General features: G+C 54.6%; 29 protein-coding genes. 19 read left to right on the top strand and 10 right to left on the bottom strand.

All coding sequences use genetic code 11. The features are described 5' to 3' along the window. Nucleotides 1–20 precede the first annotated feature (20 nt). Nucleotides 21–1,184, bottom strand: coding sequence for a phosphoglycerate kinase (gene pgk, locus ACLD4K_RS15045; protein WP_411012083.1), 1,164 nt, complete (start codon nt 1,182–1,184; stop codon nt 21–23). 21 nt (nt 1,185–1,205) lie between these two features. Then, complete coding sequence (gene epd, locus ACLD4K_RS15040; protein WP_411012082.1) at nt 1,206–2,252, bottom strand: erythrose-4-phosphate dehydrogenase; 1,047 nt, start codon at nt 2,250–2,252, stop codon at nt 1,206–1,208. Nucleotides 2,253–2,625: 373 nt separating this feature from the next. Between epd and ACLD4K_RS15035 the strand changes: the two genes are divergently transcribed. Genes ACLD4K_RS15035 through ACLD4K_RS15015 form a run of 5 tightly spaced genes read left to right on the top strand, consistent with a single transcriptional unit; the run spans nt 2,626 to nt 5,678 of the window. Continuing rightward, the gene (locus tag ACLD4K_RS15035) at nt 2,626–3,051 is read left to right on the top strand and encodes a PPC domain-containing DNA-binding protein (protein ID WP_411012081.1); all 426 of its coding nucleotides are present in this window, start codon (nt 2,626–2,628) and stop codon (nt 3,049–3,051) included. A 25-nt stretch (nt 3,052–3,076) separates the two neighbouring features. Beyond that, the gene (locus ACLD4K_RS15030) at nt 3,077–3,655 is read left to right on the top strand and encodes an ECF transporter S component (RefSeq protein ID WP_000124001.1); all 579 of its coding nucleotides are present in this window, start codon (nt 3,077–3,079) and stop codon (nt 3,653–3,655) included. Beyond that, a complete protein-coding gene (locus ACLD4K_RS15025) occupies nt 3,656–4,363 on the top strand; it encodes an energy-coupling factor transporter transmembrane component T (RefSeq protein WP_000553271.1) in 708 nt (235 codons plus the stop codon). Continuing rightward, nucleotides 4,351–5,028 (top strand): ATP-binding cassette domain-containing protein, encoded by a 678-nt coding sequence (locus tag ACLD4K_RS15020; protein ID WP_411012080.1) that lies wholly within the window; start codon nt 4,351–4,353, stop codon nt 5,026–5,028. The genes ACLD4K_RS15025 and ACLD4K_RS15020 overlap by 13 nt, the downstream gene beginning before the upstream one ends. Continuing rightward, nucleotides 5,022–5,678, top strand: coding sequence for an ABC transporter ATP-binding protein (locus ACLD4K_RS15015; protein WP_411012079.1), 657 nt, complete (start codon nt 5,022–5,024; stop codon nt 5,676–5,678). The genes ACLD4K_RS15020 and ACLD4K_RS15015 overlap by 7 nt, the downstream gene beginning before the upstream one ends. Before the next feature lie 43 nt (nt 5,679–5,721). On the opposite strand, the gene tkt is transcribed toward ACLD4K_RS15015, so the two are convergent. Then, nucleotides 5,722–7,713: a transketolase gene (gene tkt, locus ACLD4K_RS15010; protein WP_000098651.1), complete on the bottom strand. Its 1,992-nt coding sequence runs from the start codon at nt 7,711–7,713 to the stop codon at nt 5,722–5,724. 275 nt (nt 7,714–7,988) lie between these two features. On the opposite strand from tkt, the gene ACLD4K_RS15005 reads away from it, so the two are divergent. After that, complete coding sequence (locus ACLD4K_RS15005) at nt 7,989–8,747, top strand: M48 family metallopeptidase (protein WP_000701830.1); 759 nt, start codon at nt 7,989–7,991, stop codon at nt 8,745–8,747. 100 nt (nt 8,748–8,847) lie between these two features. On the opposite strand, the gene speB is transcribed toward ACLD4K_RS15005, so the two are convergent. The 5 genes from speB to ACLD4K_RS14980 form a co-directional block, all read right to left on the bottom strand. Continuing rightward, nucleotides 8,848–9,768 carry an agmatinase gene (gene speB / locus ACLD4K_RS15000; protein WP_000105550.1) on the bottom strand — a complete coding sequence of 307 codons (921 nt, stop codon included), beginning with the start codon at nt 9,766–9,768 and terminating at the stop codon, nt 8,848–8,850. 228 nt (nt 9,769–9,996) lie between these two features. Beyond that, entirely contained in the window at nt 9,997–11,973 is a 1,977-nt protein-coding gene (speA, locus tag ACLD4K_RS14995) for a biosynthetic arginine decarboxylase (RefSeq protein WP_001278462.1), read from the bottom strand. Nucleotides 11,974–11,981: 8 nt separating this feature from the next. Continuing rightward, nucleotides 11,982–12,113, bottom strand: a complete 132-nt coding sequence (gene yqgB / locus ACLD4K_RS14990) for an acid stress response protein YqgB (protein WP_000729109.1) — start codon at nt 12,111–12,113, stop codon at nt 11,982–11,984. Between the two features lie 85 nt (nt 12,114–12,198). Next, nucleotides 12,199–12,348: a hypothetical protein gene (locus ACLD4K_RS14985; protein ID WP_001751809.1), complete on the bottom strand. Its 150-nt coding sequence runs from the start codon at nt 12,346–12,348 to the stop codon at nt 12,199–12,201. A gap of 59 nt (nt 12,349–12,407) precedes the next feature. Next, entirely contained in the window at nt 12,408–12,689 is a 282-nt protein-coding gene (locus ACLD4K_RS14980; RefSeq protein WP_183059933.1) for a hypothetical protein, read from the bottom strand. Between the two features lie 73 nt (nt 12,690–12,762). Between ACLD4K_RS14980 and metK the strand changes: the two genes are divergently transcribed. The 8 genes from metK to ruvX all read left to right on the top strand — a co-directional run bounded on the left by metK (nt 12,763) and on the right by ruvX (nt 20,153). Next, nucleotides 12,763–13,917 (top strand): methionine adenosyltransferase, encoded by a 1,155-nt coding sequence (gene metK, locus ACLD4K_RS14975; protein ID WP_001062140.1) that lies wholly within the window; start codon nt 12,763–12,765, stop codon nt 13,915–13,917. A 492-nt stretch (nt 13,918–14,409) separates the two neighbouring features. Next, nucleotides 14,410–15,804 (top strand): galactose/proton symporter, encoded by a 1,395-nt coding sequence (gene galP / locus ACLD4K_RS14970; RefSeq protein ID WP_183059934.1) that lies wholly within the window; start codon nt 14,410–14,412, stop codon nt 15,802–15,804. 78 nt (nt 15,805–15,882) lie between these two features. Further along, nucleotides 15,883–16,380, top strand: coding sequence for a SprT family zinc-dependent metalloprotease (locus tag ACLD4K_RS14965; protein ID WP_000856775.1), 498 nt, complete (start codon nt 15,883–15,885; stop codon nt 16,378–16,380). A 95-nt stretch (nt 16,381–16,475) separates the two neighbouring features. Beyond that, nucleotides 16,476–17,183 (top strand): deoxyribonuclease I, encoded by a 708-nt coding sequence (gene endA / locus ACLD4K_RS14960; protein WP_000286114.1) that lies wholly within the window; start codon nt 16,476–16,478, stop codon nt 17,181–17,183. Nucleotides 17,184–17,259: 76 nt separating this feature from the next. Then, nucleotides 17,260–17,991 (top strand): 16S rRNA (uracil(1498)-N(3))-methyltransferase, encoded by a 732-nt coding sequence (gene rsmE, locus ACLD4K_RS14955; protein ID WP_058331719.1) that lies wholly within the window; start codon nt 17,260–17,262, stop codon nt 17,989–17,991. Nucleotides 17,992–18,010: 19 nt separating this feature from the next. After that, complete coding sequence (gene gshB, locus ACLD4K_RS14950; protein WP_000593248.1) at nt 18,011–18,958, top strand: glutathione synthase; 948 nt, start codon at nt 18,011–18,013, stop codon at nt 18,956–18,958. A 215-nt stretch (nt 18,959–19,173) separates the two neighbouring features. Beyond that, nucleotides 19,174–19,737, top strand: coding sequence for a YqgE/AlgH family protein (locus tag ACLD4K_RS14945; protein WP_001053171.1), 564 nt, complete (start codon nt 19,174–19,176; stop codon nt 19,735–19,737). Further along, nucleotides 19,737–20,153, top strand: a complete 417-nt coding sequence (gene ruvX / locus ACLD4K_RS14940) for a Holliday junction resolvase RuvX (protein WP_000017096.1) — start codon at nt 19,737–19,739, stop codon at nt 20,151–20,153. Before ACLD4K_RS14945 ends, ruvX begins: the two co-directional genes overlap by 1 nt. 46 nt (nt 20,154–20,199) lie before the next feature. Here the strand turns inward: ruvX and ACLD4K_RS14935 are convergent, their stop codons facing one another. Then, the gene (locus ACLD4K_RS14935; RefSeq protein ID WP_411012078.1) at nt 20,200–20,886 is read right to left on the bottom strand and encodes an IclR family transcriptional regulator; all 687 of its coding nucleotides are present in this window, start codon (nt 20,884–20,886) and stop codon (nt 20,200–20,202) included. A 130-nt stretch (nt 20,887–21,016) separates the two neighbouring features. Further along, nucleotides 21,017–21,997 (bottom strand): type IV pilus twitching motility protein PilT, encoded by a 981-nt coding sequence (locus ACLD4K_RS14930; protein ID WP_411012077.1) that lies wholly within the window; start codon nt 21,995–21,997, stop codon nt 21,017–21,019. Between the two features lie 17 nt (nt 21,998–22,014). Here ACLD4K_RS14930 and ACLD4K_RS14925 point away from each other — a divergent pair, with 17 nt between their 5' ends. From ACLD4K_RS14925 to hemW, 5 genes are read left to right on the top strand one after another with little or no spacing between them, the layout of a single operon-like run. Then, nucleotides 22,015–22,719, top strand: coding sequence for a YggS family pyridoxal phosphate-dependent enzyme (locus tag ACLD4K_RS14925; RefSeq protein WP_000997790.1), 705 nt, complete (start codon nt 22,015–22,017; stop codon nt 22,717–22,719). 18 nt (nt 22,720–22,737) lie between these two features. Then, nucleotides 22,738–23,304: a YggT family protein gene (locus ACLD4K_RS14920; RefSeq protein ID WP_001094848.1), complete on the top strand. Its 567-nt coding sequence runs from the start codon at nt 22,738–22,740 to the stop codon at nt 23,302–23,304. Further along, on the top strand, nt 23,301–23,591 hold the full coding sequence (yggU, locus tag ACLD4K_RS14915; protein ID WP_001277203.1) for a DUF167 family protein YggU: 291 nt from the start codon (nt 23,301–23,303) through the stop codon (nt 23,589–23,591). Before ACLD4K_RS14920 ends, yggU begins: the two co-directional genes overlap by 4 nt. 7 nt (nt 23,592–23,598) lie before the next feature. Then, entirely contained in the window at nt 23,599–24,192 is a 594-nt protein-coding gene (locus tag ACLD4K_RS14910) for an XTP/dITP diphosphatase (RefSeq protein WP_411012076.1), read from the top strand. Next, nucleotides 24,185–25,321, top strand: a complete 1,137-nt coding sequence (gene hemW, locus ACLD4K_RS14905; RefSeq protein WP_064043143.1) for a radical SAM family heme chaperone HemW — start codon at nt 24,185–24,187, stop codon at nt 25,319–25,321. Before ACLD4K_RS14910 ends, hemW begins: the two co-directional genes overlap by 8 nt. Nucleotides 25,322–25,381: the final 60 nt, after the last annotated feature.

Below are 25,381 nucleotides of genomic sequence, written 5' to 3'. Positions count from 1 at the left end.
GGAATCCCTGCCCGTAACGATTACTTCTTAGCGCGCTCTTCGAGCATCGCTACGGCTGGCAGAACTTTACCTTCCACGAATTCGAGGAATGCGCCGCCGCCAGTAGAAATGTAGGAAATTTTGTCAGCAATGCCGAACAGGTCGATTGCCGCCAGGGTGTCACCGCCGCCTGCGATAGAGAACGCTTCGCTGTCTGCGATAGCGTTAGCAACGATTTCAGTACCTTTGCGGAAGTTCGGGAATTCGAACACGCCAACCGGGCCGTTCCACAGAATGGTTTTCGCATTTTTCAGGATGTCAGCCAACTGCTGAGCGGAAGCATCGCCGATATCCAGGATCTGCTCGTCTTCTTTCACGTCGTTAACGGATTTCAGAGTCGCCGGTGCGGTTTCGGAGAACTCGGTGGCAACGCGAACATCGGTCGGAACCGGGATATCGCAGGTGGTCAGCAGACGTTTTGCTTCGTCAACCAGGTCAGCTTCGTACAGGGATTTACCGACGCTGTGGCCCTGAGCGGCAACGAAGGTATTGGCGATACCGCCGCCGACAATCAGCTGGTCAGCGATTTTAGACAGGGAATCCAGAACGGTCAGTTTGGTAGATACTTTAGAACCACCAACGATAGCCACCATCGGACGAGCCGGTTCTTTCAGCGCTTTACCCAGAGCATCCAGTTCAGCGGCCAGCAGCGGGCCTGCGCACGCAACGTCAGCAAATTTGCCGATACCGTGGGTAGAAGCCTGCGCGCGGTGCGCAGTACCAAAGGCGTCCATCACGAATACGTCACACAGGGCGGCATATTTTTTAGACAGCGCTTCGTCGTCTTTCTTTTCGCCTTTGTTAAAGCGAACGTTTTCCAGAACCACCAGCTCACCTTCGGCCACGTCAACGCCGTCCAGGTAATCTTTGACCAGGCGAACCGGGTTAGACAGTTTGTCTTTCAGGTAGTTAACAACCGGCAGCAGAGAGAATTCTTCGTTGTACTCGCCTTCGGTAGGACGACCCAGGTGGGAAGTTACCATCACTTTCGCGCCCTGTTTCAGAGCCAGTTCGATGGTCGGCAGAGAGGCGCGGATACGCGCGTCGCTGGTCACTTTCCCTTCTTTAACAGGTACGTTCAGATCCGCACGGATAAAAACGCGTTTCCCGGCCAGATCCAGATCGGTCATCTTAATTACAGACATGGTGAATCCTCTCAATGATGCTTAAAGTTTTGTCGACGCTGACGCGTCGAGTCTGAAACCAACTGCGGCCATCGCTAACGTGGTGTCGAGCATCCGGTTAGCAAAGCCCCATTCATTATCGCACCAGACCAGCGTCTTGATCAGGTGGGCACCACTGACCCGGGTTTGCGTGCCATCAACAATGGCGCTGTGCGGGTCGTGGTTAAAATCTATCGAGACCAACGGTGATTCCGTATAGTCAACTATACCATGAAATGCACCTTGTGCTGCTTTTTGCAGCAACTGGTTGACTTCACGGGCTTTTACTGGTTTTTTCACCGTTACGCTTAAATCGATCGCCGTCACATTAATGGTTGGAACGCGCACGGCAATCGCCTCAAAACGGTCGTTAAACTGCGGGAATATACGCGTAATGCCTGCCGCCAGTTTTGTATCTACCGGGATAATCGACTGGCTGGCCGCGCGCGTGCGCCGCAGATCGGAGTGATACGCATCGATCACCTGCTGATCGTTCATCGCGGAGTGGATCGTCGTGACGGTACCAGACTCGATGCCGTAAGCATCATCCAACAATTTAATGACGGGAATTATGCAATTCGTGGTACAGGACGCGTTTGAGACAATACGATGTTCCGCACGCAGTTGGTTCTGGTTCACGCCAAAAACGACGGTGGCGTCAAGATCGTTGCTGCCCGGATGAGAAAAGAGCACTTTCTTCGCGCCAGCGGCAATATGCGCCTCGCCATGCTCCCGGTTGCCATATACGCCCGTACAATCCAACACAACATCCACGCCCAGTTCGCGCCACGGCAGATCCGCCAGCGTTCGTTCATGCAGAATACGAATGACATCGTCACCGACAAAAAGCTGCTCGCGCTCGTGGCGAACCTCCCATGCAAAACGCCCGTGGCTGGTATCGTATTTCAACAAATGCGCCATGCCTGCGGCATCCGCCAGCTCGTTGATGGCCACCACGGTAATTTCCGCCCGACGTCCGGATTCATACAAAGCACGAACCACGTTACGCCCGATGCGACCAAAGCCATTAATCGCTATGCGTACGGTCATAGGTCTCCTGCAAGGCTATCCCGATTCAGATGAGGCTGACAGAGTAATGCAGCTCATCGTCGAGTAAAACCTCACCTGTCGCAAACTGCGACTGATTGGTTAATTGTCGAACATTTAATTAACTGAAACGCTTCAGCTAGAATAAGCGAAACGGGGAATAAAAGGAATGTTTGTCCAGTCGAAGAAGACAGTTATCTGACCTGCATCACATTTCATGGCCGCTTACGCTGCAATTTATTCCATATTTAAGAATCACCAGTACATCCGTCAGATCTTTTCATCGTCGCGTCACAAATACTGATTTATATCAGAAAGCGCTGTCGCCAGCGTCTATATTATCAGCGCCACGTCCGAGTCTCGGAGTCCTGTAACGATGACTGTATCTCACCACAATGCCTCTACAGCGCGCTTTTACGCGCTTCGTCTGCTTCCCGGCCAGGAAGTGTTTTCCCAATTACGCGCCTTTGTGCAACAGAACCAATTACATGCCGCCTGGATTGCAGGGTGTACCGGCAGTCTGACCGACGTTGCGCTGCGTTATGCCGGGCAAGAAGCGACCACATCGCTCACCGGCACGTTTGAAGTTATCTCGCTAAACGGCACGCTTGAATTGACCGGCGAGCATCTGCATCTCGCGGTATCAGATCCCTACGGGGCCATGCTCGGCGGCCATATGATGTCAGGGTGTACCGTGCGTACCACGCTGGAACTGGTTATCGGCGAGCTGCCAGCGCTGACGTTCAGCCGTCAACCGTGCGCCATTTCCGGTTATGACGAACTGCATATTTCTTCCCGTTAATTGACGACTCTTTAAGAGGTACTTTATGGCGCGTCGCCCGTTTTCCAGCCAGTCTCTGGTGCTGATTGTCATCGCTATTGCCATCAATATGATTGGCGGACAGCTTATTAGCATGTTGAAGCTGCCTATTTTTCTCGACTCGATCGGCACCTTAATTAGTGCGGTACTGTTAGGGCCGTTCATCGGCATGTTGACTGGGCTTCTGACCAACTTGCTGTGGGGGCTGCTTACCGATCCTATCGCTGCCGCGTTTGCCCCGGTAGCGATGGTTATCGGTCTGGTCGCCGGGTGGCTGGCGCGCGCAGGCTGGTTTCGTACCCTGCCCAAAGTGATCGTCAGCGGCGTCGTCATTACGTTAGCGGTGACGCTGGTCGCCGTACCGCTTCGTACCGCGCTTTTTGGCGGCGTTACCGGTAGCGGCGCTGATTTATTCGTCGCCTGGATGCATTCAATGGGCCAAAACCTGGTGGAGTCGGTCGCGATTACCGTCATAGGCGCTAATCTGGTCGATAAAATTCTGACGGCGATCATCGTTTGGGTGCTGCTGCGTCAGCTACCGTTACGTACGACACGGCATTTTCCTGCGATGTCAGCCGTACGCTAAATGCATCCGTTTACCTCGTTAACCTTATGGGCGCTGGCGGCCTGCACCACGCTGCTACTCCCTGCGCAGACCGTGCTCCCGGTTTATAGCGCGGCGGCCTTCCTCTGTCTGCTGGCGCTGAAATCAACGCGGCGGCGGGCGAAGTATGTCGCCTGGCTGATGCTGTCTTTAGGGTTTGGGCTATGGCTGGTACATGGCGGTTGGCTAACGGAATGGATAAGCGGACAGCCTCGCGATCCGCAGCGCTGGGTATATGCCGTTACGCTATGGCTACGTCTGCTGGCGATCGTGTCGACGTCGCAGCTATGGATGCAGTATGTGCCGGTTCAGCGGTTTATTCGCGCCCTGTTCGCTTCACGTCTGCCCCCCGGCATCGCTTACCTGTTCGCTGGCCCGTTGCTGGTCGTCGAACAGCTCAAACGACAACTGACGATCGTTCATGAAGCCCAGCGCGCGCGTGGCGTACCGCTGGATGAAGGCTGGTATCAGCGGCTACGGGCAATGCCTGCGCTGATCGTGCCGCTTACGCAAAATGCGCTTAACGATCTGACAATACGCGGCGCGGCGTTGGATATGCGGGGGTTTCGGCTGCATCGTGCCCGAACCACGCTGTGGGCGCCGAAAGATAGCGTGTTACAACGGGTTGCGCGGTATGGCATGGTACTGCTAATACTGGCGGAAGCGGGAGTATGGATATGGTTACGTTAGAGCAGTTTCGTTATCTTCCGTCCGATGCGACACGCCCGCCGGCATGTTTTGATTTCCACTATTCAACACCCGGAATAGTGGCGATAGTCGGCGATAACGGCAGCGGAAAAAGTACGCTGGCGCAACTGATGGCTGGCTGGTATCCGGATTATCTTCCCGGCGATATTGACGGCACAGGCCTACTGCTTGGCGTCCCTATCGGGCGGCTCCCGCTGGTAGAACAGTCGCCCACCATCCAGTTGGTGCAGCAATCGCCATATTTACAGTTTTCCGGCTGTACCTTTAGCGTAGAGGAAGAGGTGGCGTTTGGCCCGGAGAATCTCGGCCTCCATGAAGCGGAGATTCTACGGCGCATTGACGAGGCGCTGACCCTGACAAACTGCCAGTCGTTACGCCATCGCCATCCCGGCACGCTCTCCGGCGGCGAAACGCAGCGGGTAGTGATTGCCAGCGCGCTTGCCATGCAGCCCAGGCTATTAGTTCTTGATGAAGCCTTCAGTCGGCTGACGTCAGCGGCCACCGGGACGCTGCTGGAACGGTTACAACAGTGGGCGCTGGAACGTCATTCTCTCATTGTGCTTTTTGAGCGTAATCATTTTCCTTTTCTGACGCGATGCCAGCGGGTATGGCAATTGCGCGACGGAGCGCTAACCCCATTATGTTGACGTTAAATCAGGTCGCTTATCGCTGGCCGAATGCCGCAGCTGACTGTCTGCACGCTATCTCGCTTGAACTTCAGGACGGCGAATGGCTGGCGTTGACCGGCGATAACGGCGCGGGAAAATCAACGCTGTTACGGATTATGGCCGGCCTGCTTTCCCCCACTTCCGGCTCGGTAACACTTAATGGAGAGCCGATTTCGCAGCTTAAAAATCGTCAACGCGCCGCCGCTATCGGCGTACTCTTTCAGGAAGCGGAAAACCAGATTTTCCACAGCAATGTCGCGCAAGAGGTCGCTTTTGGGCTGAAACTACAACGCTTATCGGCGGAGGAAATTTCACGGCGCACGCAGGCCGCGCTGCGGTTATGCCAGCTAACGGACGTCGCCGAGGCGCACCCGCTTGATCTGCACGCCGCGCAGCGCCGGATGGTGGCGGTCGCCAGTCTGGAGGCGATGGCGCCGCCTGTGCTATTGCTGGATGAACCCAGCCGGGATTTTGACGCCCACTGGCTAACCGTATTTGAACACTGGCTGGCGACATGCCGGGCACGGGGAACCAGCGTCGTGGCGATTAGCCATGACACTGCGTTTACCCGGCGTCATTTTTCACGGGTGGTACGGCTGGAAAACGGCAGGTTGTCAAAGGGGGAATAAAAAACGGGTCGCCGAAGCGACCCGTTTTATGCCGTATTAAGGATTACAGCAGCGCTTTCGCTTTGGCGATCACGTTGTCCACCGTGAAGCCAAACTCTTCAAACAGCAGCTCTGCCGGGGCGGATTCACCGAAGGTGGTCATCCCGACAATAGCGCCGTTCAGGCCGACGTATTTGAACCAGTAGTCAGCGATACCCGCTTCAATCGCCACACGCGCAGAGACCGCCTTCGGCAACACGGATTCACGGTAAGCCGCATCCTGCTTGTCGAATGCGTCGGTGGACGGCATGGAAACCACGCGCGCCTTCACGCCTTCGGCAGTCAGTTTTTCGTAAGCGGCAACCGCCAGCTCAACCTCAGAACCGGTCGCAATGAAGATAATCTGCGGCTGGCCCGCACAATCTTTCAGTACGTAACCACCGCGGGCGATATTCGCCAGTTGCTCTTCAGTACGTTCCTGCTGCGCCAGGTTCTGACGGGATAGAATCAGCGCGGTTGGGCCATCCTGACGCTCTACGCCATATTTCCACGCCACCGCGGATTCCACCTGGTCGCACGGACGCCATGTGGACATGTTCGGCGTTACGCGCAGGCTTGCCACCTGCTCGACCGGCTGGTGCGTCGGGCCATCTTCGCCCAGACCGATGGAGTCGTGGGTGTACACCATCACCTGACGTTGTTTCATCAGCGCTGCCATACGCACTGCGTTACGGGCATATTCGACGAACATCAGGAAGGTGGAGGTGTACGGCAGGAAACCGCCGTGCAGGGCGATACCGTTGGCGATAGCGGTCATACCGAATTCGCGCACACCGTAATGAATGTAGTTACCTGCGGCATCTTCGTTAATCGCTTTCGAACCGGACCACAGGGTCAGGTTAGACGGTGCCAGGTCTGCAGAGCCGCCGAGGAATTCCGGCAACAGCGGACCGAAGGCTTCGATGGCATTCTGGGACGCTTTGCGGCTGGCGATCTTGGACGGGTTAGCCTGCAGTTTAGCGATGAATTCATTCGCTTTCGCATCGAAGTCAGCCGGCATGTCGCCTTTCATACGACGGGTGAATTCAGCAGCTTCCTGCGGGAAGGCTTTCTCATAAGCCGCGAACTTCTCATTCCATGCAGACTCTTTCGCCTGGCCGGCTTCTTTCGCATCCCACTGGGCGTAGATTTCAGACGGGATTTCGAACGGCGCGTATTTCCAGCCCAACTGTTCGCGGGTCAGCGCGATTTCCGCGTCGCCCAGCGGCGCGCCGTGGGAATCGTGGGTACCCTGTTTGTTCGGCGAACCGAAACCGATGATGGTTTTGCACATCAGCAGGGACGGTTTGTCAGTCACGGCGCGAGCTTCTTCCGTGGCGCGTTTAATAGCGTCGGCATCGTGACCGTCAATGCCACGGATAACGTGCCAGCCGTAGGCTTCAAAACGTTTCGCGGTGTCATCGGTGAACCAGCCTTCAACGTGACCATCGATAGAGATACCGTTGTCATCATAGAACGCGATCAGTTTGCCCAGTTTCAGAGTACCAGCCAGAGAGCACACTTCGTGAGAAATGCCTTCCATCATGCAGCCGTCGCCCATAAAGACATAGGTGAAGTGGTCAACGATGTCGTGGCCAGGACGGTTAAACTGCGCCGCCAGAGTTTTCTCGGCAATCGCCATCCCGACGGCGTTGGCAATACCCTGACCCAGCGGGCCAGTAGTGGTTTCAACACCAGCGGTGTAGCCCACTTCCGGGTGACCAGGGGTTTTTGAATGTAGCTGACGAAAATTCTGCAGTTCGGACATCGGCAGGTCATAGCCGGTGAGGTGCAGCAGGCTGTAAATCAGCATTGAGCCGTGGCCATTGGACAGCACAAAGCGGTCGCGGTCGGCCCAGGACGGGTTGGTCGGGTTGTGGTTCAGGAAATCACGCCACAGGACTTCGGCAATGTCAGCCATACCCATCGGGGCACCCGGGTGACCGGATTTGGCTTTCTGTACTGCGTCCATGCTCAGCGCACGAATAGCATTGGCAAGCTCTTTACGTGAGGACATTTTGACTCCAGATCGGATGTTGAAAGGCCATGCCCGTAACGACTTGACGACAGCGCGTTTTGGGCTACGCCGGAAAATTTGCCAACAATTTACCCCAAGCCGCGCGTCATGTACATGGAACATCCTTTTACCGCTTCAGAAATCTCCGGATCGTGCTCGCATGTTGCGCAATTAGCTAACTTGCCTGCCACGCTTTTCTTTATACTTAACCCAGGCGCTAATTCATCTGCAACGGGCGCATTTCAAAATAATATTGATTCGTATGGAAGAGAAAAATGAAAATTCGCGCTTTACTGCTTGCTTTGGGCATGGCAACGGTGCTGACCGGTTGCCAGAATATGGACTCTAATGGACTGCTTTCTTCGGGCGCTGAAGCTTTTCAGGCTTATACGTTAAGCGATGCGCAGGTAAAAGCGCTGAGCGATCAATCCTGTCAAGAGCTCGACAGCAAAGCGAAAATCGCGCCGGCGAGCAGCGAATACACTAAACGACTGGCAAAAATTGCCGCCGCGCTGGGGGATAACATTAACGGCCAGCCGGTGAACTATAAGGTTTACGAGACGAAAGACGTCAACGCGTTTGCCATGGCGAACGGTTGTATCCGCGTCTACAGTGGACTGATGGATATGATGACCGACAACGAAGTTGAAGCCGTGATCGGCCATGAAATGGGCCATGTCGCGCTGGGTCATGTAAAGAAAGGGATGCAGGTCGCGTTAGGCACTAACGCCGTTCGTGTTGCGGCGGCATCGGCAGGAGGCGTTGTCGGCAGCCTGTCGCAATCACAGCTTGGCGATCTTGGCGAAAAACTGGTGAACTCGCAGTTCTCCCAGCGTCAGGAGTCCGAAGCGGATGATTATTCTTACGATCTGTTGCGCAAACGCGGTATCAGTCCGGCAGGACTCGCCACCAGCTTTGAGAAACTGGCAAAACTGGAAGCGGGTCGTCAAAGCTCGATGTTCGACGATCACCCGGCGTCCGCCGCACGCGCACAGCATGTGCGCGATCGTATGAGCGCGGACGGGATTAAATAATCCCCGAACAGTGCCGGATGGCGGCGTGAACGCCTTATCCGGCCTACACAGGCCCGGTAAGCGTAGGCCGGATAAGCGCAGTGCCATCCGGCAAAACAACTTACTCGCCCTTCTTCGCCGCCTGGATATAGAGCATTTCTAATGCCAGCGTCGCGGCCGCCAGAGCGGTGATCTCTGACTGATCGTAAGCCGGCGCGACTTCCACTACATCCATACCGACAATGTTCAGATCTTTCAGACCGCGTACCAGCTTAATGGCGCGATCGGAGGTCAAACCGCCGATCACCGGCGTACCGGTGCCAGGCGCAAACGCCGGGTCCAGACAGTCGATATCAAAGGTCAGATAGACCGGCATATCGCCGACGATCTGTTTCACCTGAGCGAGAATATCATCCACGCCGCGATCGTTGACCTGGCAGGCATCCAGCACGGTAAAGCCATTGTCTTTGTCAAACTCAGTGCGAATACCGATCTGTACCGAATGATGCGGATCGATCAGGCCTTCTTTCGGCGCGGTGTAGAACATCGTGCCGTGATCGAATTCGCAGCCGTTCGCGTAGGTATCGGTATGCGCGTCAAAATGTACCAGCGCCATTTTGCCAAAATGTTTCGCGTGGGCGCGCAGCAGCGGCAGCGTGACGAAGTGGTCGCCGCCGAAAGAGAGCATACGCTTGCCTGCAGACAGCAGTTTTTCAGCGTGCGCCTGTAATTTTTCGCTCATTTCACGGGCATCGCCAAACGCATACACTAAATCGCCGCAGTCCACGACGTTCAGGCGCTCGCGCATGTCAAAATTCCACGGGAAACGGTGATGTTCCCAGGCGAGGTTGGTCGACACCTGACGGATCGCCGCCGGGCCATGACGACCGCCAGCGCGACCGGACGTTGCCATATCAAACGGTACGCCAGTGATCACCCAGTCGGCATCGCTGTCATACGGCTGGAAGTTCATTGGCAGACGTAAAAAACCAAACGCATTAGAAACCAGTGAGTTATCGTACTGATGACCTAAGGTGCTCATGTCCTGACCTCTTTTAGAGTCGTTGCATTAAAACAGATGAAAAAAAATCCCCTCCGCGTCGTTAAACCCGACGAGGAAGGGATTGATTTGTAAATCGCTATTGCGGCGAATTATCGCCGTTAATTCATACGGGTTCAAGTGAGTATAGCATTCTGCCGGGTGGCGGCTTTACCTTATCCAGCCTGCATTCGTAGGCCCGGTAAGCGCAGCGCCACCGGGCATCAACGACTACTCGTCTTCAAGATAAGTATAACCGTACAGTCCCGCTTCAAATTCCTCAAGGAACTGCTGCTGCAACGCATCGTCCAGATCCGTCTGTTTTACCTGGTCACGGAAATGCGTTAACAGCGTTTTCGGATCCAGTTGCACATATTGCAGCATATCCGCAACGGTATCGCCTTCGTCCGACAGCTCAACCTCGACGCTACCATCCGGGAAGACAAACACGTCAACCGCTTCAGTATCGCCAAACAGGTTGTGCATGTTACCGAGGATCTCCTGATAGGCGCCGACCATAAAGAAGCCGAGCATTGGCGGATTCTCTGGATCGTATTCCGGCATCGGCATCGTCGTGGCGATACCGTCGCCATCGATATAGTGGTCGATAGCGCCATCGGAATCACAGGTAATATCCAGCAGCACGGCACGACGTTCCGGTACCTGATCTAACCCTTCCAGCGGCAGCACCGGGAAGAGCTGATCGATTCCCCACGCGTCCGGCATCGACTGGAACAGCGAGAAGTTGACGTACATTTTGTCCGCCATCCGCTCTTGCAGTTCGTCGATAATCGGACGATGCGCACGGTTTTGCGGGTCCAGTTGCTTCTGCACTTCATGGCACATGCTGAGATAAAGTTGCTCCGCCCAGGCGCGCTCCTGCAAACTGAACGCACCGGAAGAGTAGCCGATATGAATATCGTGCAGATCCATTTGGCTATCATGCAGCCATTCACGCAGCGAGCGGCGGGTGCCAGGCTTATGCATCTCCTGCCAGGTTTCCCACAGATTTTGCAGCGCGCGCGGCGCATCTTCAGCAGGGGCAGTCGGATCCGTGTATTCGTTACGCTCCACGCCGATAATGTTAGAGACCAGTACCGTATGGTGCGCAGTGACGGCGCGCCCAGACTCGGTAATCACCGTCGGATGCGGTAAACCATGCTCTTCGCAGGCATCGCCAATCGCCCAGATGATGTTATTGGCATATTCGTTCAGGCCATAGTTCACGGAACAGTCGGACTGCGAGCGGGTACCTTCATAATCCACGCCCAGACCGCCGCCCACGTCGAAGCACTGGATATTCACGCCCAGCTTATGCAGCTCAACATAGAAACGCGCGGACTCGCGCACGCCGGTCGCGATATCGCGAATGTTCGCCATCTGCGATCCCAGGTGGAAGTGCAACAATTGCAGACTGTCCAGACGCCCGGCGTCACGCAGGGTCTCCACCAGTTGCAGCACCTGGGTCGCCGCCAGGCCGAATTTTGATTTTTCGCCGCCGGAGGATTGCCACTTACCGGACCCCTGAGAGGCCAGACGCGCACGCACGCCCAGACGAGGAACCACGTTCAGGCGTTCGGCTTCTTCCAGCACAATCGCGATTTCAGACATCTTTTCGATGACCAGATAAACCTTATGGCCCATCTTCTCGCCAATCAGCGCCAGCCGAATGTATTCACGGTCTTTATAACCATTACAGACGATCACGCTACGGGTCATGCCGGCATGCGCCAGCACCGCCATCAGTTCCGCTTTTGACCCCGCTTCCAGCCCCAACGGTTCACCGGAATGGATAAGGGACTCGATCACGCGGCGATGCTGATTGACCTTAATCGGGTAAACGAGGAAGTAGTCGCCGTTATAACCGTAAGATTCACGCGCACGCTTAAACGCCGCGTTAATTGAACGCAAACGGTGTTGCAGGATCTGCGGGAAGCAGAACAGCGCCGGCAGACGCTGGCCTTGCGCTTCGCGCGCTTTCACCAGTTTGGCAAGATCGACACGCGCTTCCGGTACGTCGGGATCGGGGCATACGCTAATATGGCCCAGCTCGTTGACGTCGTAGTAGTTATTGCCCCACCAGGCAATATTGTAAGTGCGCAGCATCTTGCTGGCTTCCTGGGAGCTCATTGCAACCTCCTGCATGGAGCGTAGTACACCCTGTTCGCCTGCTGACGAAGGCGAACCCATAGATATGTCGTCAGACATAGCGAACCTCAATTTTTATTAGCAAGTGTAAAACAGTTGACTACTATCGCAATCCGAAGACGCGATAACAACCCATAGACAAGCGGATTTTCCAGCAGATAGCGCTGATGCTCCGCCTGCGCGACCGGTTTCTTTTTCATATCATTGTAAACACGTAACCGAACTCACAGATAACGGTTCGGCGAAACCACGAGAAAACTCTTGCGTTAACAAGAGCGCCCTTGTTCAGTCTTCAGCGCCATTGCCGGCTCTGGAATCCTGAGAAGCGCCGAGATGGGTATAACATCGGCAGGTATGCAAAGCAGAGATGCAGATTGCGGGGGACATGCGCGCACCAGAACGATGCGACAGATTCAGCAGAATACAACGGTTCATTATCTCGTATCACCTCCACGGCCGCCTCGTAAGACGAACCCACAAGCCAAAGCAACGTTTTAACCCGGCTGGAAGTGGCGACACGAAGAAAACGTCGTGTGCTTTTGTATGAGCCGCGCGCCGCGTTTTATACCCAGAACACAGAAAAAAAGCAAAGCATAAATGCGCATAATGTCAGCATCGTCAGAAAGGTTTACCGCCTGATTTTGACCGACAATGCGACGGCCTTCAAAAAAAGCTGGAAATTGAGCGAAGAAGTGACCTAAAATAGCCGTCCAGATGTTAATCCATCCATACTGATTAACACTCAGACTGCCAGTGTCAGTGACCTTCAGACTCATGGTAGAATCTTCTACCTTGACTATTCCGCACAACAGTTTGAGCTAACTAAATTCTCCTTAGGTGAAATTAAATATGGCAAAACACCTTTTTACGTCTGAGTCCGTATCAGAAGGGCATCCTGACAAAATCGCCGACCAAATCTCTGATGCCGTGTTGGACGCTATCCTGCAACAGGATCCGAAAGCACGCGTCGCCTGTGAAACCTACGTTAAAACCGGCATGGTTTTAGTTGGCGGTGAGATCACCACCAGCGCCTGGGTCGATATCGAAGAGATTACCCGTAATACGGTGCGCGAAATTGGCTATGTGCATTCCGACATGGGCTTTGACGCCAACTCTTGCGCGGTACTGAGCGCAATTGGCAAACAGTCTCCGGATATCAACCAGGGCGTTGACCGCGCAGACCCGCTGGAACAAGGCGCGGGCGACCAGGGCCTGATGTTTGGCTACGCGACAAATGAAACCGACGTACTGATGCCTGCGCCAATCACCTACGCGCACCGTCTGGTACAGCGTCAGGCTGAAGTGCGTAAAAATGGCACCCTGCCATGGTTGCGTCCGGATGCAAAAAGCCAGGTCACTTTCCAGTATGACGACGGCAAAATCGTCGGTATCGACGCCGTGGTTCTCTCTACACAGCACGCAGAAGATATCGACCAAAAATCGCTGCAAGAAGCGGTGATGGAAGAGATCATCAAACCCATTCTGCCGTCTGAATGGTTAAATACGTCCACTAAGTTTTTTATCAACCCAACCGGTCGTTTTGTTATCGGCGGCCCGATGGGCGATTGTGGTCTGACCGGTCGTAAGATCATCGTTGATACCTACGGCGGTATGGCGCGTCACGGCGGCGGTGCCTTCTCCGGTAAAGATCCGTCTAAAGTTGACCGTTCTGCAGCTTACGCTGCGCGTTATGTCGCGAAAAACATCGTGGCGGCAGGTCTGGCGGATCGCTGTGAAATCCAGGTCTCCTACGCTATCGGCGTAGCGGAGCCAACGTCCATCATGGTGGAAACGTTCGGTACTGAAAAAGTGCCTGCTGAACAGTTGATTCTGCTGGTGCGCGAATTCTTCGACCTGCGCCCGTACGGTTTGATTCAGATGCTGGATCTGCTGCACCCGATCTACAAAGAAACCGCGGCTTACGGCCACTTCGGTCGCGAAAACTTCCCATGGGAAAAAACCGACAAAGCGCAACTGCTGCGCGACGCTGCCGGTCTGAAATAATCGCCCGCGCCTGACGCTGTTTTTCAGTCAGGTAAACCATACCGTACTTATAAAGGTCAGCGCCCTGCTGGCCTTTATCATTACTGATACACGCAACGTTATCAGATATTCCAGCGTGTATTTATACTGACCTTTTTGTGATGCGCAGCACAATCCACTCTCCCCTTTCGTTTCTTCGACTACACTTTTTATCATTCAGTTTCAGTCACCATGAAAGCGGTTACATTCATTTTCATTAAGAACTGACCACATCACTATCGGTATGCTAATTCTGCGATGAAAATATTACATAGTTTTTCAACTTTGTCTGAATACCAGGCGATTGATATGGTTATAAGATTATTAAAACTATTATTTTTCATATGATTAAATAATCACTGCGATAAATAGTAGTGTAAACGATTACACCATTGTGATTAGCCTCACATCTTTTTACGGCGTACTCACCTACTCTTAACATCGATAAAATTGCTAACCCAACCGGAGGGCATAATGCCTGACAATAAAAAACAAGGGCGTTCCAACAAGGCCATGACATTTTTTGTCTGCTTTCTTGCAGCCCTGGCAGGATTACTTTTTGGCCTGGATATCGGCGTTATCGCCGGTGCTTTACCCTTCATTACCGACGAGTTTCAGATTACCGCACACACTCAGGAATGGGTGGTCAGCTCCATGATGTTTGGCGCGGCCGTTGGCGCTGTCGGCAGCGGCTGGCTCTCCTTTAAGCTGGGTCGTAAAAAAAGCCTGATGATCGGCGCTATCCTGTTCGTCGCCGGTTCGCTGTTCTCCGCTGCGGCGCCTAACGTTGAAGTCCTGATTCTTTCTCGCGTGCTGCTGGGTCTGGCCGTCGGCGTCGCTTCCTACACTGCACCGTTGTACCTGTCCGAGATCGCGCCGGAAAAAATTCGCGGCAGTATGATCTCAATGTACCAACTCATGATCACCATCGGGATTCTGGGCGCTTATCTGTCCGATACCGCGTTCAGCTACAGCGGCGCATGGCGCTGGATGCTCGGCGTGATCATCATCCCGGCCATTCTGCTGCTGATCGGCGTCTTCTTCCTGCCGGACAGCCCGCGCTGGTTTGCGGCAAAACGCCGTTTCCATGATGCTGAACGCGTCCTGTTGCGCCTGCGTGACACCAGTGCGGAAGCAAAACGTGAGCTCGATGAAATTCGCGAAAGTTTGCAGGTTAAACAGAGCGGTTGGGCGCTGTTCAAAGAGAACAGCAACTTCCGCCGCGCCGTGTTTCTTGGCATTTTGTTGCAGGTCATGCAGCAATTTACCGGGATGAACGTCATCATGTATTACGCGCCGAAAATCTTCGAACTGGCGGGGTACACGAATACCACGGAGCAGATGTGGGGCACCGTTATTGTTGGTCTGACTAACGTACTGGCAACCTTCATCGCTATCGGCCTGGTTGACCGCTGGGGCCGCAAGCCGACCCTGACGCTGGGCTTCCTGGTCATGGCGATTGGTATGGGGATTCTGGGTACGATGATGCACATCGGCATCCATTCGCCGTCTGCGCAATACTTCGCTATCGCTATGCTGCTGATGTTCATCATTGGATTTGCGATGAGCGCTGGTCCGCTGATTTGGGTACTGTGCTCCGAAATCCAGCCGCTGAAAGGCCGCGATTTCGGCATCACCTGCTCCACCGCGACCAACTGGATCGCCAATATGATCGTCGGCGCAACGTTCCTGACCATGCTGAACAATCTGGGTAACGCCAACACTTTCTGGGTCTACGCTGGCCTGAACGTACTGTTTATCCTGCTGACCCTGTGGCTGGTGCCGGAAACCAAACACGTTTCGCTGGAACACATTGAACGTAACCTGATGAAAGGTCGTAAACTGCGCGAAATCGGCGCCCACGACTAATCCCTCCACGCTTCCTCCTGCCACAGGAGGAAGCGTTTTTCTTGCAGTCCCTCTTCCGTCGCACTATTCTCTGCCGCTATGAAAACCCCTCGTCTCCCTATCGCTATCCAGCAGGCCGTGATGCGCCGTCTGCGGGAAAATCTCGCCCAAGCGAACCTCAAGCTCGATAGACATTATCCGGAGCCGAAACTGGTGTATACGCAACGCGGCACCTCGGCGGGCACCGCCTGGCTGGAGAGCTACGAAATCCGCCTCAACCCGGTGTTACTGCTGGAAAACATCGACACATTTATTGCAGAGGTCGTGCCGCATGAACTGGCGCATCTGTTGGTGTGGAAGCACTTCGGACGCAAGGCTCCGCATGGCAAGGAATGGAAGTGGATGATGGAAAGCGTGCTGGGCGTTCCGGCCAGACGTACTCATCAATTTGCGCTGCAATCCGTACGGCGCAATACCTTTCCCTACCATTGCCAATGCCAGCAACATCAACTCACCGTCCGCCGTCATAATCGGGTAGTACGCGGCGAAGCGGTTTATCGTTGCGTTCACTGCGGCGAACCACTGGTCGCCGGGTAGTTTCCCGAAACGTCCGGGAACTTTCTTGAGCGGACTGATTGCATACAGACACAACTTTCGTTACGTTGCGGGCTCGTTTTGCTATGGAGTGTGCAATGTACCGTAATTTTTCTTTTGCCGCTGCGTTGCTGGCCGCAGCGTTTTCAGACCAGGCCCTGGCCGATGGCATTAACAATTTTTCTCAGGCCAAAGCGGCGAGCGTCAAAGTCAATGCTGACGCGCCCGGCAGCTTTTACTGCGGGTGCCAAATCCGCTGGCAGGGTAAAAAAGGCGTCGTAGACCTGGAGTCCTGCGGCTATAAGGTGCGTAAAAACGAGAATCGCGCCAGACGCATTGAGTGGGAGCACGTTGTCCCCGCCTGGCAATTCGGTCATCAGCGCCAGTGCTGGCAGGACGGCGGGCGAAAAAACTGCGCTAAAGACCCTGTCTACCGCAAAATGGAAAGCGATATGCATAACCTGCAACCCGCGATTGGCGAAGTGAATGGCGATCGCGGCAACTTTATGTATAGCCAGTGGAACGGCGGCGAAGGTCAGTACGGGCAATGCGCCATGAAAGTGGATTTTAAAGCGAAAATCGCCGAGCCGCCCGCCCGCGCCCGTGGCGCAATCGCCCGCACTTATTTTTATATGCGCGACCAATACCAACTGAAACTTTCCCGCCAACAAACGCAGCTTTTTAACGTCTGGGATAAGCAGTACCCCGTTACCGCCTGGGAGTGCGAGCGCGATGCGCGTATCGCGAAGGTCCAGGGTAATCATAATCCCTATGTGCAACGCGCTTGCCAGGCGCGAAAGAGCTAACCTACACTAGCGGGATTCTTGTTAACCCATGCCCTGGATAGCCAAACGCCGGGGCCATGACGCGGATTTTTTTATTATGCGTATTCCCCGCATTTATCACCCTGAATTGTTGACGTCCGGTACGCAGATTTCGTTATGCGAAGATGCGGCCAACCATATTGGTCGTGTACTGCGCATGGGAGCGGGACAAGCGTTACAGCTGTTTGACGGCAGCAATCAGGTATTCGATGCTGAAATCATTAGCGCCACTAAGAAAAGCGTTGAAGTGCAAGTGATGAAAGGCGAAATCGACGATCGTGAATCGCCGCTACATATCCATCTGGGCCAGGTGATGTCGCGCGGTGAAAAAATGGAATTTACTATCCAGAAATCGATCGAACTAGGTGTAAGCCTCATTACGCCACTGTTCTCTGAGCGCTGCGGCGTTAAACTGGATAATGAACGTCTGAACAAAAAGCGCCAGCAGTGGCAAAAGATCGCCATCGCCGCCTGCGAACAATGCGGGCGTAACCGGGTGCCGGAAATTCGCCCGCCGATGGCGCTGGAAGCCTGGTGCGCCGAGCAAGATTCCGGGCTGAAGCTCAATCTTCATCCGCGCGCCCATGCCAGCATCAACACTCTGCCGCTGCCGGTTGAACGCGTCCGACTGCTGATCGGCCCGGAAGGCGGGCTGTCGGCGGACGAAATCGCGATGACCGCGCGCTATCAGTTTACTGATATTCTGTTAGGACCTCGCGTTCTGCGTACTGAGACAACCGCGCTCACCGCCATTACCGCGCTACAGGTGCGTTTTGGCGACTTAGGATGAAGCGTTAACGGAGAAAATAATGATCAAGCTCGGCATCGTGATGGACCCCATCGCACACATCAACATCAAGAAAGACACCAGTTTCGCTATGCTGCTGGAAGCCCAACGTCGTGGTTATGAACTTCATTATATGGAGATGGCCGACCTTTATCTGATTAACGGCGAAGCCCGCGCCCGCACGCGAACGTTGAGCGTGGAGCAAAATTACGATAAATGGTACGAGTTCGGCAGCGAGCAGGAGATTAAACTCGCCGACCTCGACGTTATCCTGATGCGTAAAGATCCGCCGTTTGATACCGAGTTTATTTATGCGACCTATATTCTGGAACGCGCTGAAGAGGAAGGGACGCTTATCGTCAACAAACCGCAAAGCCTGCGCGACTGTAATGAAAAACTGTATACTGCCTGGTTTGCCGATCTGACGCCGGAAACGCTGGTAACGCGCAATAAAGCGCAGCTCAAAGCGTTTTGGGAAAAGCACGGCGATATCATTATGAAACCGCTGGACGGTATGGGCGGCGCGTCCATTTTCCGCGTTAAGGAAGGCGATCCTAACATAGGCGTTATTGCCGAAACGCTGACCGAGCTGGGCAACCGCTACTGCATGGCGCAGAACTATTTGCCCGCGATCAAAGATGGCGATAAGCGCGTACTGGTCGTCGACGGCGAGCCGGTGCCTTACTGCCTGGCGCGTATTCCGCAGGGCGGCGAAACCCGCGGCAACCTGGCGGCTGGTGGTCGCGGCGAACCCCGTCCGCTGAGCGAAAGCGACTGGGAAATCGCCCGCCGCGTTGGGCCGACGCTTAAAGCCAAAGGGCTTATTTTCGTCGGTCTGGATATTATCGGCGACCGCTTAACGGAAATTAACGTGACCAGCCCAACCTGCGTGCGTGAAATTGAAGCGGAATACCCGATCTCTATCACCGGGATGTTGATGGACGCCATCGAAGCGCGTCTGGCGAAGTAAAGGTTTATTGCCCGGTGGCGTGCGCTTACCGGGCCTGAGCAATCACGCCGCCCCGCTCGGATAAGGCGGCGCATCAGCATCGCCATCCGGCAATCTATTGCCCGATAAGGCCGCCGTCCTTTGGCAAAAGACGGCTTATATGAGTGACAACCGTCCGCTTTCCCCACATACTGAACGCTGTCGTTTTTTTGAACCAGGAAACAGAACCTCTGACAATGAATTTACAGCATCACTTTCTTATTGCCATGCCTGCGCTCCAGGACCCGATTTTCCGCCGTTCCGTGGTGTATATTTGCGAGCACAACCAGGACGGCGCTATGGGGATTATTGTTAATAAGCCTTTGGAAAATCTGCAAATTGAAGGGATTCTGGAAAAACTAAAAATTACGCCGGAACCGCGCGATTCGGCAATTCGTCTTGATAAAGCCGTGATGCTCGGCGGCCCGCTGGCGGAAGATCGCGGATTTATTCTCCATACTCCGCCGTCACGTTTCGCCTCCAGCATTCGTATCTCAGACAATACCGTGATTACCACCTCCCGCGATGTGCTGGAAACGTTAGGAACCCAACAACAGCCTTCCGATGTGCTGGTCGCGCTGGGCTACGCCTCCTGGGATAAAGGCCAGCTTGAACAAGAGTTGCTTGATAACGCCTGGCTTACCGCGCCCGCCGATCTCAATATTTTGTTCAAAACGCCCATTGCCGAGCGCTGGCGCGAAGCGGCAAAACTTATTGGCATTGATATTCTGACCATGCCTGGCGTTGCGGGGCACGCCTGATGAGCGGCACCTTACTGGCCTTTGACTTCGGCACAAAAAGCATCGGCGTTGCAATAGGACAACGCATTACCGGCACCGCCCGTCCGCTTCCGGCAATCAAAGCACAGGACGGCACGCCCGACTGGACGCTCATTGAACGTTTGCTGAAAGAGTGGCAGCCAGACGAAATTATTGTCGGGCTACCGCTTAATATGGATGGCACTGAACAACCGCTGACGGCGCGCGCACGTAAATTCGCCAACCGTATTCATGGGCGTTTCGGGGTAACTGTCACGCTGCACGATGAACGACTCAGCACCGTTGAAGCACGCTCCGGTCTGTTTGAACGAGGTGGGTATCGCGCGCTGAACAAAGGCAAAGTGGACTCGGCCTCCGCCGTGATTATCCTCGAAAGCTATTTTGAACAGGGGTATTAAAGCCGTTTTTGTCAGCAGGCGGATAACGCGGTCACGGTTGCCAGGCTTAGTGGGCAATAAGCTGGTTTAATGCCTTCAACGCCTGTAAACGTGCAGCCGCCTCCGCCTCATCAATCCGCCACATTCCCGCAAAGGCCAGCGCTGCGGCGTGCTTGTCTAGCGGTTGCGCCATAGAAACTTCACCATCAGCGTGATGCCACAGCACGTATCCCCGCTGGCGCTGCTGCGCCACATGCGGCGCCAGATTACGCCACTGCTCCGGAGTAAAACGCTGCATTAGCGCCTCATCGCTTTCTGCCGCCAGTAACGCCACTCCTGTTACCGACTGCCAGGCCGGGCACATGCGAAACCCCGCCAGCGCCTGACTTCCCTGCGAACCCGGCGTAGAGTGATAAATATAGATAATCTGGTCCTCCCATAGCACGCCTAATGCCACCACGATGTCTCTGGGCGCATGGCGCTCAAGGATAGGCAACGCATGGGAGAACAGCGCTGAACCGCGAATCGCCTGCGCCGCCAAAGCATGAATGCCTGGCCCGGGTAAATAGCGTCGGTGCTCATCCTGCATCGTGAGTCCAATAGAGGCCATCGTCATTAACAGGCGATTAACGCGCGTGGTATTAACATCCATCAGCCGGGCAAGCTCGCGACATCCGATAGCACGGTCGCTGGAGACCAGATATTGCAGACAGCGAATGCCATCTATCAGGCTTTGATTCGGTTGTGATGACATCGTTAAATGGCTTCGCTGTGGTTTTAACAAAGCTGCGATTTTAACGCCGGTTCGCCAGGATACAAGCCTGTATGCCGTTCAATCCACCGCGCCAGTCAACACTTTACCCCCCCCTACGCCGCCATGTTCGCTACAGCCGTCCCTGCGCCTGACGCCATTGCGCGCTCTGGGCGAATGTCATCATCCCCTGCTGCTGCCCGGTTTGTATCACGTGGGCCAACTGATGGTGTTTGCCTTCACGGATCAAATTCCCTGTGGCTGGCGTATTAATCAGTAATTCAAACAACGCCACGCGCCCATCCTGCCTGTCGACCTCCAGTTTTTGCGATAGTACGGCGCGCAGACTACCCGCCAGTTGACTGCGTATCGGTTCTTTTTCCTGCGCCGGAAAACTATCCACTAATCTTTCCACCGCCTGCGCCGCACCGCGAGTATGCAGGGTTGCCAGTACCAGATGCCCCGTTTCCGCCGCCGTCAGCGCCAGGCGAATGGTCTCGCTGTCACGCAGCTCTCCCAGCAAAATGACATCGGGATCTTCACGCAACGCCGCGCGCAGCCCGGCGGCAAAAGTGGCGCAATGCTGGCCGATTTCCCGCTGCTGTATCAGGCAACGCTTGCTGGTGTAACGGTACTCAATAGGATCTTCCAGCGTCAGGATATGTTTATCGGCATGTTGATTAAGATATCCCACCATCGCCGCCAGCGTGGTGGACTTCCCGCAGCCAGTAGCGCCAGTGACCAGAATCAGTCCGTTCTCGCTGGCAAGCAGTGCGGGTACTATCGGCGGCGTCTGGATTTCCGCCAGATCAGGACAACGCTCGGGCAATAGCCGTAGCGCCAGCGACGTTCCCTGTTGATGTGTGAACGCACTGGCGCGCAGGCGCCGCGTGCTGGCCAGCGAGACGGCGAAATCAAGCTGGCCGTGCGTTCGCCACTGATATTGTTGCGCGTCATTAAGCCAATCAAGCAGAAGCCTGTCGACATCTGGCGCGGTAAAAGGCGCGATCTCCATGCGTCCTTGTTTGCGCCATCGCGCAGGCCAGGCGTTACACAGGTGTAGATCCGAGACGTTATGCTTTACACTAAGCGTCACAATTTCTTCCATATTCATATAAACATCCTCGGAAAATGAACGATATCGCGCATAACCTGGCACACATCCGGGACAAAATCTCCGCCGCGGCAACGCGTTGCGGCCGCTCTTCAGAAGAAGTTACGTTGCTTGCAGTGAGTAAAACCAAACCTGCGAGCGACATCGCAGAAGCCATTGCCGCCGGACAACGGGCATTTGGTGAAAATTATGTACAAGAGGGGGTGGAAAAAATCCGCCACTTTCAGGAAGCGAAAGTGGAAGGCCTGCACTGGCACTTTATAGGCCCTTTACAGTCCAACAAAAGTCGGCTGGTGGCCGAGCATTTTGACTGGTGTCATACCATCGATCGCCTGCGTATCGCCTCGCGCCTGAGCGAACAGCGTCCGGATAATCTGCCAGCGCTAAATGTTCTGATCCAAATTAATATCAGCGATGAAAACAGCAAATCAGGCATTCCGCTGGCGGAACTGGATGAGCTGGCCGCTGCGGTGGCTACACTGCCGCGCCTGCGGCTTCGCGGACTGATGGCGATCCCGGCGCCAGAGTCAGATTATGTAAGGCAGTTTGAAGTCGCACGTCAAATGGCTGTAGCATTTGCCGGGCTGAAAGCGCGCTACCCTGACGTTGATACCTTATCTCTGGGTATGAGCGACGATATGGAAGCCGCGATTGCGGCAGGTAGCACAATGGTGCGCATCGGCACCGCTATCTTTGGTGCTCGTGATTACACAAAAAATTAAGGAAAACTGAGGAACGCCATGAATACGTTGACCTTCCTGCTCTCAACGGTAATTGAGCTGTATACCATGGTGCTATTATTGCGCGTGTGGATGCAGTGGGCCCGCTGTGACTTTTACAACCCTTTCTCCCAGTTCGTGGTGAAAATTACGCAGCCCATCATCGGACCGCTGCGTCGTATTATCCCGCCAATGGGGCCGATCGACAGCGCTTCCCTGCTGGTGGCGTTTATTCTTAGCGTTATTAAGGCGATAGTGCTGTTTAAGGTAATTACGTTTCAGGCGATTATCTGGATTGCCGCGGTGCTTATCTTACTTAAAACAATCGGCCTGCTGATCTTCTGGGTGCTGCTGGTCATGGCTATCATGAGCTGGGTGAGCCAGGGTCGTAGCCCGATTGAATATGTATTGATTCAGCTTGCCGAGCCGCTGCTCAGCCCGATTCGCCGTATACTGCCTGCGATGGGCGGCATCGACTTCTCGCCAATGGTTCTGGTGCTGCTGCTGTATGTCGTTAATATGGGGATCGCTGAAGTCTTACAAGCGACAGGCAACATGTTGCTGCCGGGGCTGTGGATGGCGCTATGAGTGCTGTGACTCGCTGCGAAGACGGTCTGGTGTTACGGCTTTATATTCAGCCGAAAGCCAGCCGCGACAGTATTGTGGGCTTACATGGCGACGAGGTGAAAGTCGCCATTACCGCCCCGCCGGTTGACGGTCAGGCAAACAGCCATCTGATCAAGTTTCTCGGTAAGCAGTTTCGCGTGGCGAAAAGTCAGATCGTCATCGAAAAAGGCGAGCTGGGCCGTCACAAACAGGTAAAAATTATTCACCCGCAACAGATCCCGCCGGAAATTGCGGCGTTAACTGAGTAGGTATTCCATGCAAAAAATTGTTCTCGCAACCGGCAACGCCGGTAAAGTGCGCGAGCTCGCGTCGCTGTTAAGCGATTTTGGGCTTGATGTGGTAGCGCAAACGGAACTGGGCGTCGATTCCGCGGAAGAAACCGGCCTGACGTTTATTGAAAACGCGATTCTCAAAGCCCGCCATGCCGCTAAAATGACCGGTCTGCCCGCCATTGCCGATGACTCCGGTCTGGCCGTTGACGTTTTAGGCGGCGCGCCGGGTATCTATTCCGCGCGCTATTCTGGCGAAAACGCGACAGATCAGCAAAATCTGGAAAAACTGCTGCATACTCTACGAGATGTTCCGGACGACAAACGCCAGGCGCGATTCCATTGTGTGCTGGTTTATTTGCGTCATGCCGAAGATCCCACACCGATAGTCTGTCACGGTAGCTGGCCAGGCGTCATTACTCGGCAGGCGGCCGGAAATGGCGGATTTGGCTATGATCCCATTTTCTTCGTACCGTCTGAAGGCAAAACCGCCGCAGAACTGACCCGTGAAGAAAAAAGCGCGATTTCCCACCGTGGACAAGCGCTCAAGCTGCTGCTGGATGCGTTACGCAATGGCTAAACTACCGCCGCTCAGTCTTTATATTCATATTCCCTGGTGTGTACAAAAATGTCCATATTGCGACTTCAATTCCCATGCGTTGAAGGGCGAGGTACCGCATGACGACTACGTCCAGCATCTGTTAAGCGATCTGGATGCCGACGTCGCCTGGGCGCAAGGGCGTGAAGTAAAGACCATTTTTATTGGCGGCGGTACGCCAAGCCTGCTTTCCGGACCGGCGATGCAAACGCTGCTGGACGGCGTGCGTACGCGCCTGAATCTGGCGGCGGATGCGGAAATTACCATGGAAGCGAACCCCGGCACGGTCGAAGCCGACCGCTTCATCGACTATCAGCGCGCTGGCGTAAACCGGATCTCCATTGGCGTGCAAAGCTTTAGTGAGCCTAAGCTGAAACGTCTTGGCCGTATTCACGGTCCACAAGAGGCGATGCGGGCAGCAAGACTGGCAAATGGGCTTGGGCTACGCAGCTTTAACCTCGACTTGATGCATGGATTGCCGGACCAAACGCTGGAAGAGGCGCTGAACGATTTGCGACAGGCGATTGCGCTTAATCCGCCGCATCTCTCATGGTATCAATTGACGATTGAACCCAACACTCTGTTCGGTTCGCGTCCGCCGGTTTTACCGGACGATGACGCTCTGTGGGATATCTTTGAGCAGGGCCACCAGTTATTAACCGCCGCGGGCTATCAGCAATACGAAACGTCGGCCTATGCCAAACCCGGTTATCAGTGCCAGCATAATCTGAACTACTGGCGCTTTGGCGACTATCTGGGTATTGGCTGCGGCGCCCACGGTAAAGTCACCTTCCCGGGCGGCAGGATCCTGCGCACCACCAAAACCCGTCACCCACGCGGTTATATGCAGGGACGTTACCTGGAAAGCCAGCGTGACGTGAGTGATGACGATAAACCCTTTGAGTTCTTTATGAATCGTTTTCGGTTGCTGGAGCGCGCGCCTCGCGCCGAATTTGTCGACTACACCGGGCTTACGGAAGCGGTTATTCGTCAGCCAATCGACGAGGCTATTGCCCAGGGCTACCTGACCGAATGCGAGCAATACTGGCAGATTACCCGGCACGGTAAACTATTTTTAAACTCTCTTCTTGAGTTGTTTCTCGCGGAATAACAAGGAATAAGCCTGTCGCGCCAGCGGGTAAAATACCTGATGGCGCGACGCTTACCAACC

The sequence above is a fragment of the Salmonella sp. 741265055_HSA genome (genome assembly GCF_046569525.1).
Lineage (GTDB): Bacteria > Pseudomonadota > Gammaproteobacteria > Enterobacterales > Enterobacteriaceae > Salmonella > Salmonella enterica.
Note: the sequence above shows the minus strand (reverse complement) of the source record. Positions and strands in the feature narration are given on the sequence as shown.

What these genes read in the sequence shown, in the direction of transcription:
- speB (WP_000105550.1), bottom strand. Translation starts at nt 9,768, where the DNA reads ATGAGCACCTTAGGTCATCAGTACGATAACTCACTGGTTTCTAATGCG.
- gshB (WP_000593248.1), top strand. Translation starts at nt 18,011, where the DNA reads ATGATCAAGCTCGGCATCGTGATGGACCCCATCGCACACATCAACATC.
- yqgB (WP_000729109.1), bottom strand. Translation starts at nt 12,113, where the DNA reads ATGAAAAAGAAACCGGTCGCGCAGGCGGAGCATCAGCGCTATCTGCTG.
- ACLD4K_RS14945 (WP_001053171.1), top strand. Translation starts at nt 19,174, where the DNA reads ATGAATTTACAGCATCACTTTCTTATTGCCATGCCTGCGCTCCAGGAC.
- metK (WP_001062140.1), top strand. Translation starts at nt 12,763, where the DNA reads ATGGCAAAACACCTTTTTACGTCTGAGTCCGTATCAGAAGGGCATCCT.
- ACLD4K_RS14910 (WP_411012076.1), top strand. Translation starts at nt 23,599, where the DNA reads ATGCAAAAAATTGTTCTCGCAACCGGCAACGCCGGTAAAGTGCGCGAG.
- tkt (WP_000098651.1), bottom strand. Translation starts at nt 7,713, where the DNA reads ATGTCCTCACGTAAAGAGCTTGCCAATGCTATTCGTGCGCTGAGCATG.
- hemW (WP_064043143.1), top strand. Translation starts at nt 24,185, where the DNA reads ATGGCTAAACTACCGCCGCTCAGTCTTTATATTCATATTCCCTGGTGT.
- epd (WP_411012082.1), bottom strand. Translation starts at nt 2,252, where the DNA reads ATGACCGTACGCATAGCGATTAATGGCTTTGGTCGCATCGGGCGTAAC.
- ACLD4K_RS14980 (WP_183059933.1), bottom strand. Translation starts at nt 12,689, where the DNA reads ATGAGTCTGAAGGTCACTGACACTGGCAGTCTGAGTGTTAATCAGTAT.
- ACLD4K_RS15035 (WP_411012081.1), top strand. Translation starts at nt 2,626, where the DNA reads ATGACTGTATCTCACCACAATGCCTCTACAGCGCGCTTTTACGCGCTT.
- ACLD4K_RS14965 (WP_000856775.1), top strand. Translation starts at nt 15,883, where the DNA reads ATGAAAACCCCTCGTCTCCCTATCGCTATCCAGCAGGCCGTGATGCGC.
- ACLD4K_RS14985 (WP_001751809.1), bottom strand. Translation starts at nt 12,348, where the DNA reads ATGAACCGTTGTATTCTGCTGAATCTGTCGCATCGTTCTGGTGCGCGC.
- ACLD4K_RS15025 (WP_000553271.1), top strand. Translation starts at nt 3,656, where the DNA reads ATGCATCCGTTTACCTCGTTAACCTTATGGGCGCTGGCGGCCTGCACC.
- ACLD4K_RS15030 (WP_000124001.1), top strand. Translation starts at nt 3,077, where the DNA reads ATGGCGCGTCGCCCGTTTTCCAGCCAGTCTCTGGTGCTGATTGTCATC.
- ACLD4K_RS15015 (WP_411012079.1), top strand. Translation starts at nt 5,022, where the DNA reads ATGTTGACGTTAAATCAGGTCGCTTATCGCTGGCCGAATGCCGCAGCT.
- ACLD4K_RS14920 (WP_001094848.1), top strand. Translation starts at nt 22,738, where the DNA reads ATGAATACGTTGACCTTCCTGCTCTCAACGGTAATTGAGCTGTATACC.
- ACLD4K_RS15005 (WP_000701830.1), top strand. Translation starts at nt 7,989, where the DNA reads ATGAAAATTCGCGCTTTACTGCTTGCTTTGGGCATGGCAACGGTGCTG.
- rsmE (WP_058331719.1), top strand. Translation starts at nt 17,260, where the DNA reads ATGCGTATTCCCCGCATTTATCACCCTGAATTGTTGACGTCCGGTACG.
- yggU (WP_001277203.1), top strand. Translation starts at nt 23,301, where the DNA reads ATGAGTGCTGTGACTCGCTGCGAAGACGGTCTGGTGTTACGGCTTTAT.
- speA (WP_001278462.1), bottom strand. Translation starts at nt 11,973, where the DNA reads ATGTCTGACGACATATCTATGGGTTCGCCTTCGTCAGCAGGCGAACAG.
- endA (WP_000286114.1), top strand. Translation starts at nt 16,476, where the DNA reads ATGTACCGTAATTTTTCTTTTGCCGCTGCGTTGCTGGCCGCAGCGTTT.
- pgk (WP_411012083.1), bottom strand. Translation starts at nt 1,184, where the DNA reads ATGTCTGTAATTAAGATGACCGATCTGGATCTGGCCGGGAAACGCGTT.
- ACLD4K_RS14935 (WP_411012078.1), bottom strand. Translation starts at nt 20,886, where the DNA reads ATGTCATCACAACCGAATCAAAGCCTGATAGATGGCATTCGCTGTCTG.
- ACLD4K_RS14930 (WP_411012077.1), bottom strand. Translation starts at nt 21,997, where the DNA reads ATGAATATGGAAGAAATTGTGACGCTTAGTGTAAAGCATAACGTCTCG.
- ACLD4K_RS14925 (WP_000997790.1), top strand. Translation starts at nt 22,015, where the DNA reads ATGAACGATATCGCGCATAACCTGGCACACATCCGGGACAAAATCTCC.
- ACLD4K_RS15020 (WP_411012080.1), top strand. Translation starts at nt 4,351, where the DNA reads ATGGTTACGTTAGAGCAGTTTCGTTATCTTCCGTCCGATGCGACACGC.
- ruvX (WP_000017096.1), top strand. Translation starts at nt 19,737, where the DNA reads ATGAGCGGCACCTTACTGGCCTTTGACTTCGGCACAAAAAGCATCGGC.
- galP (WP_183059934.1), top strand. Translation starts at nt 14,410, where the DNA reads ATGCCTGACAATAAAAAACAAGGGCGTTCCAACAAGGCCATGACATTT.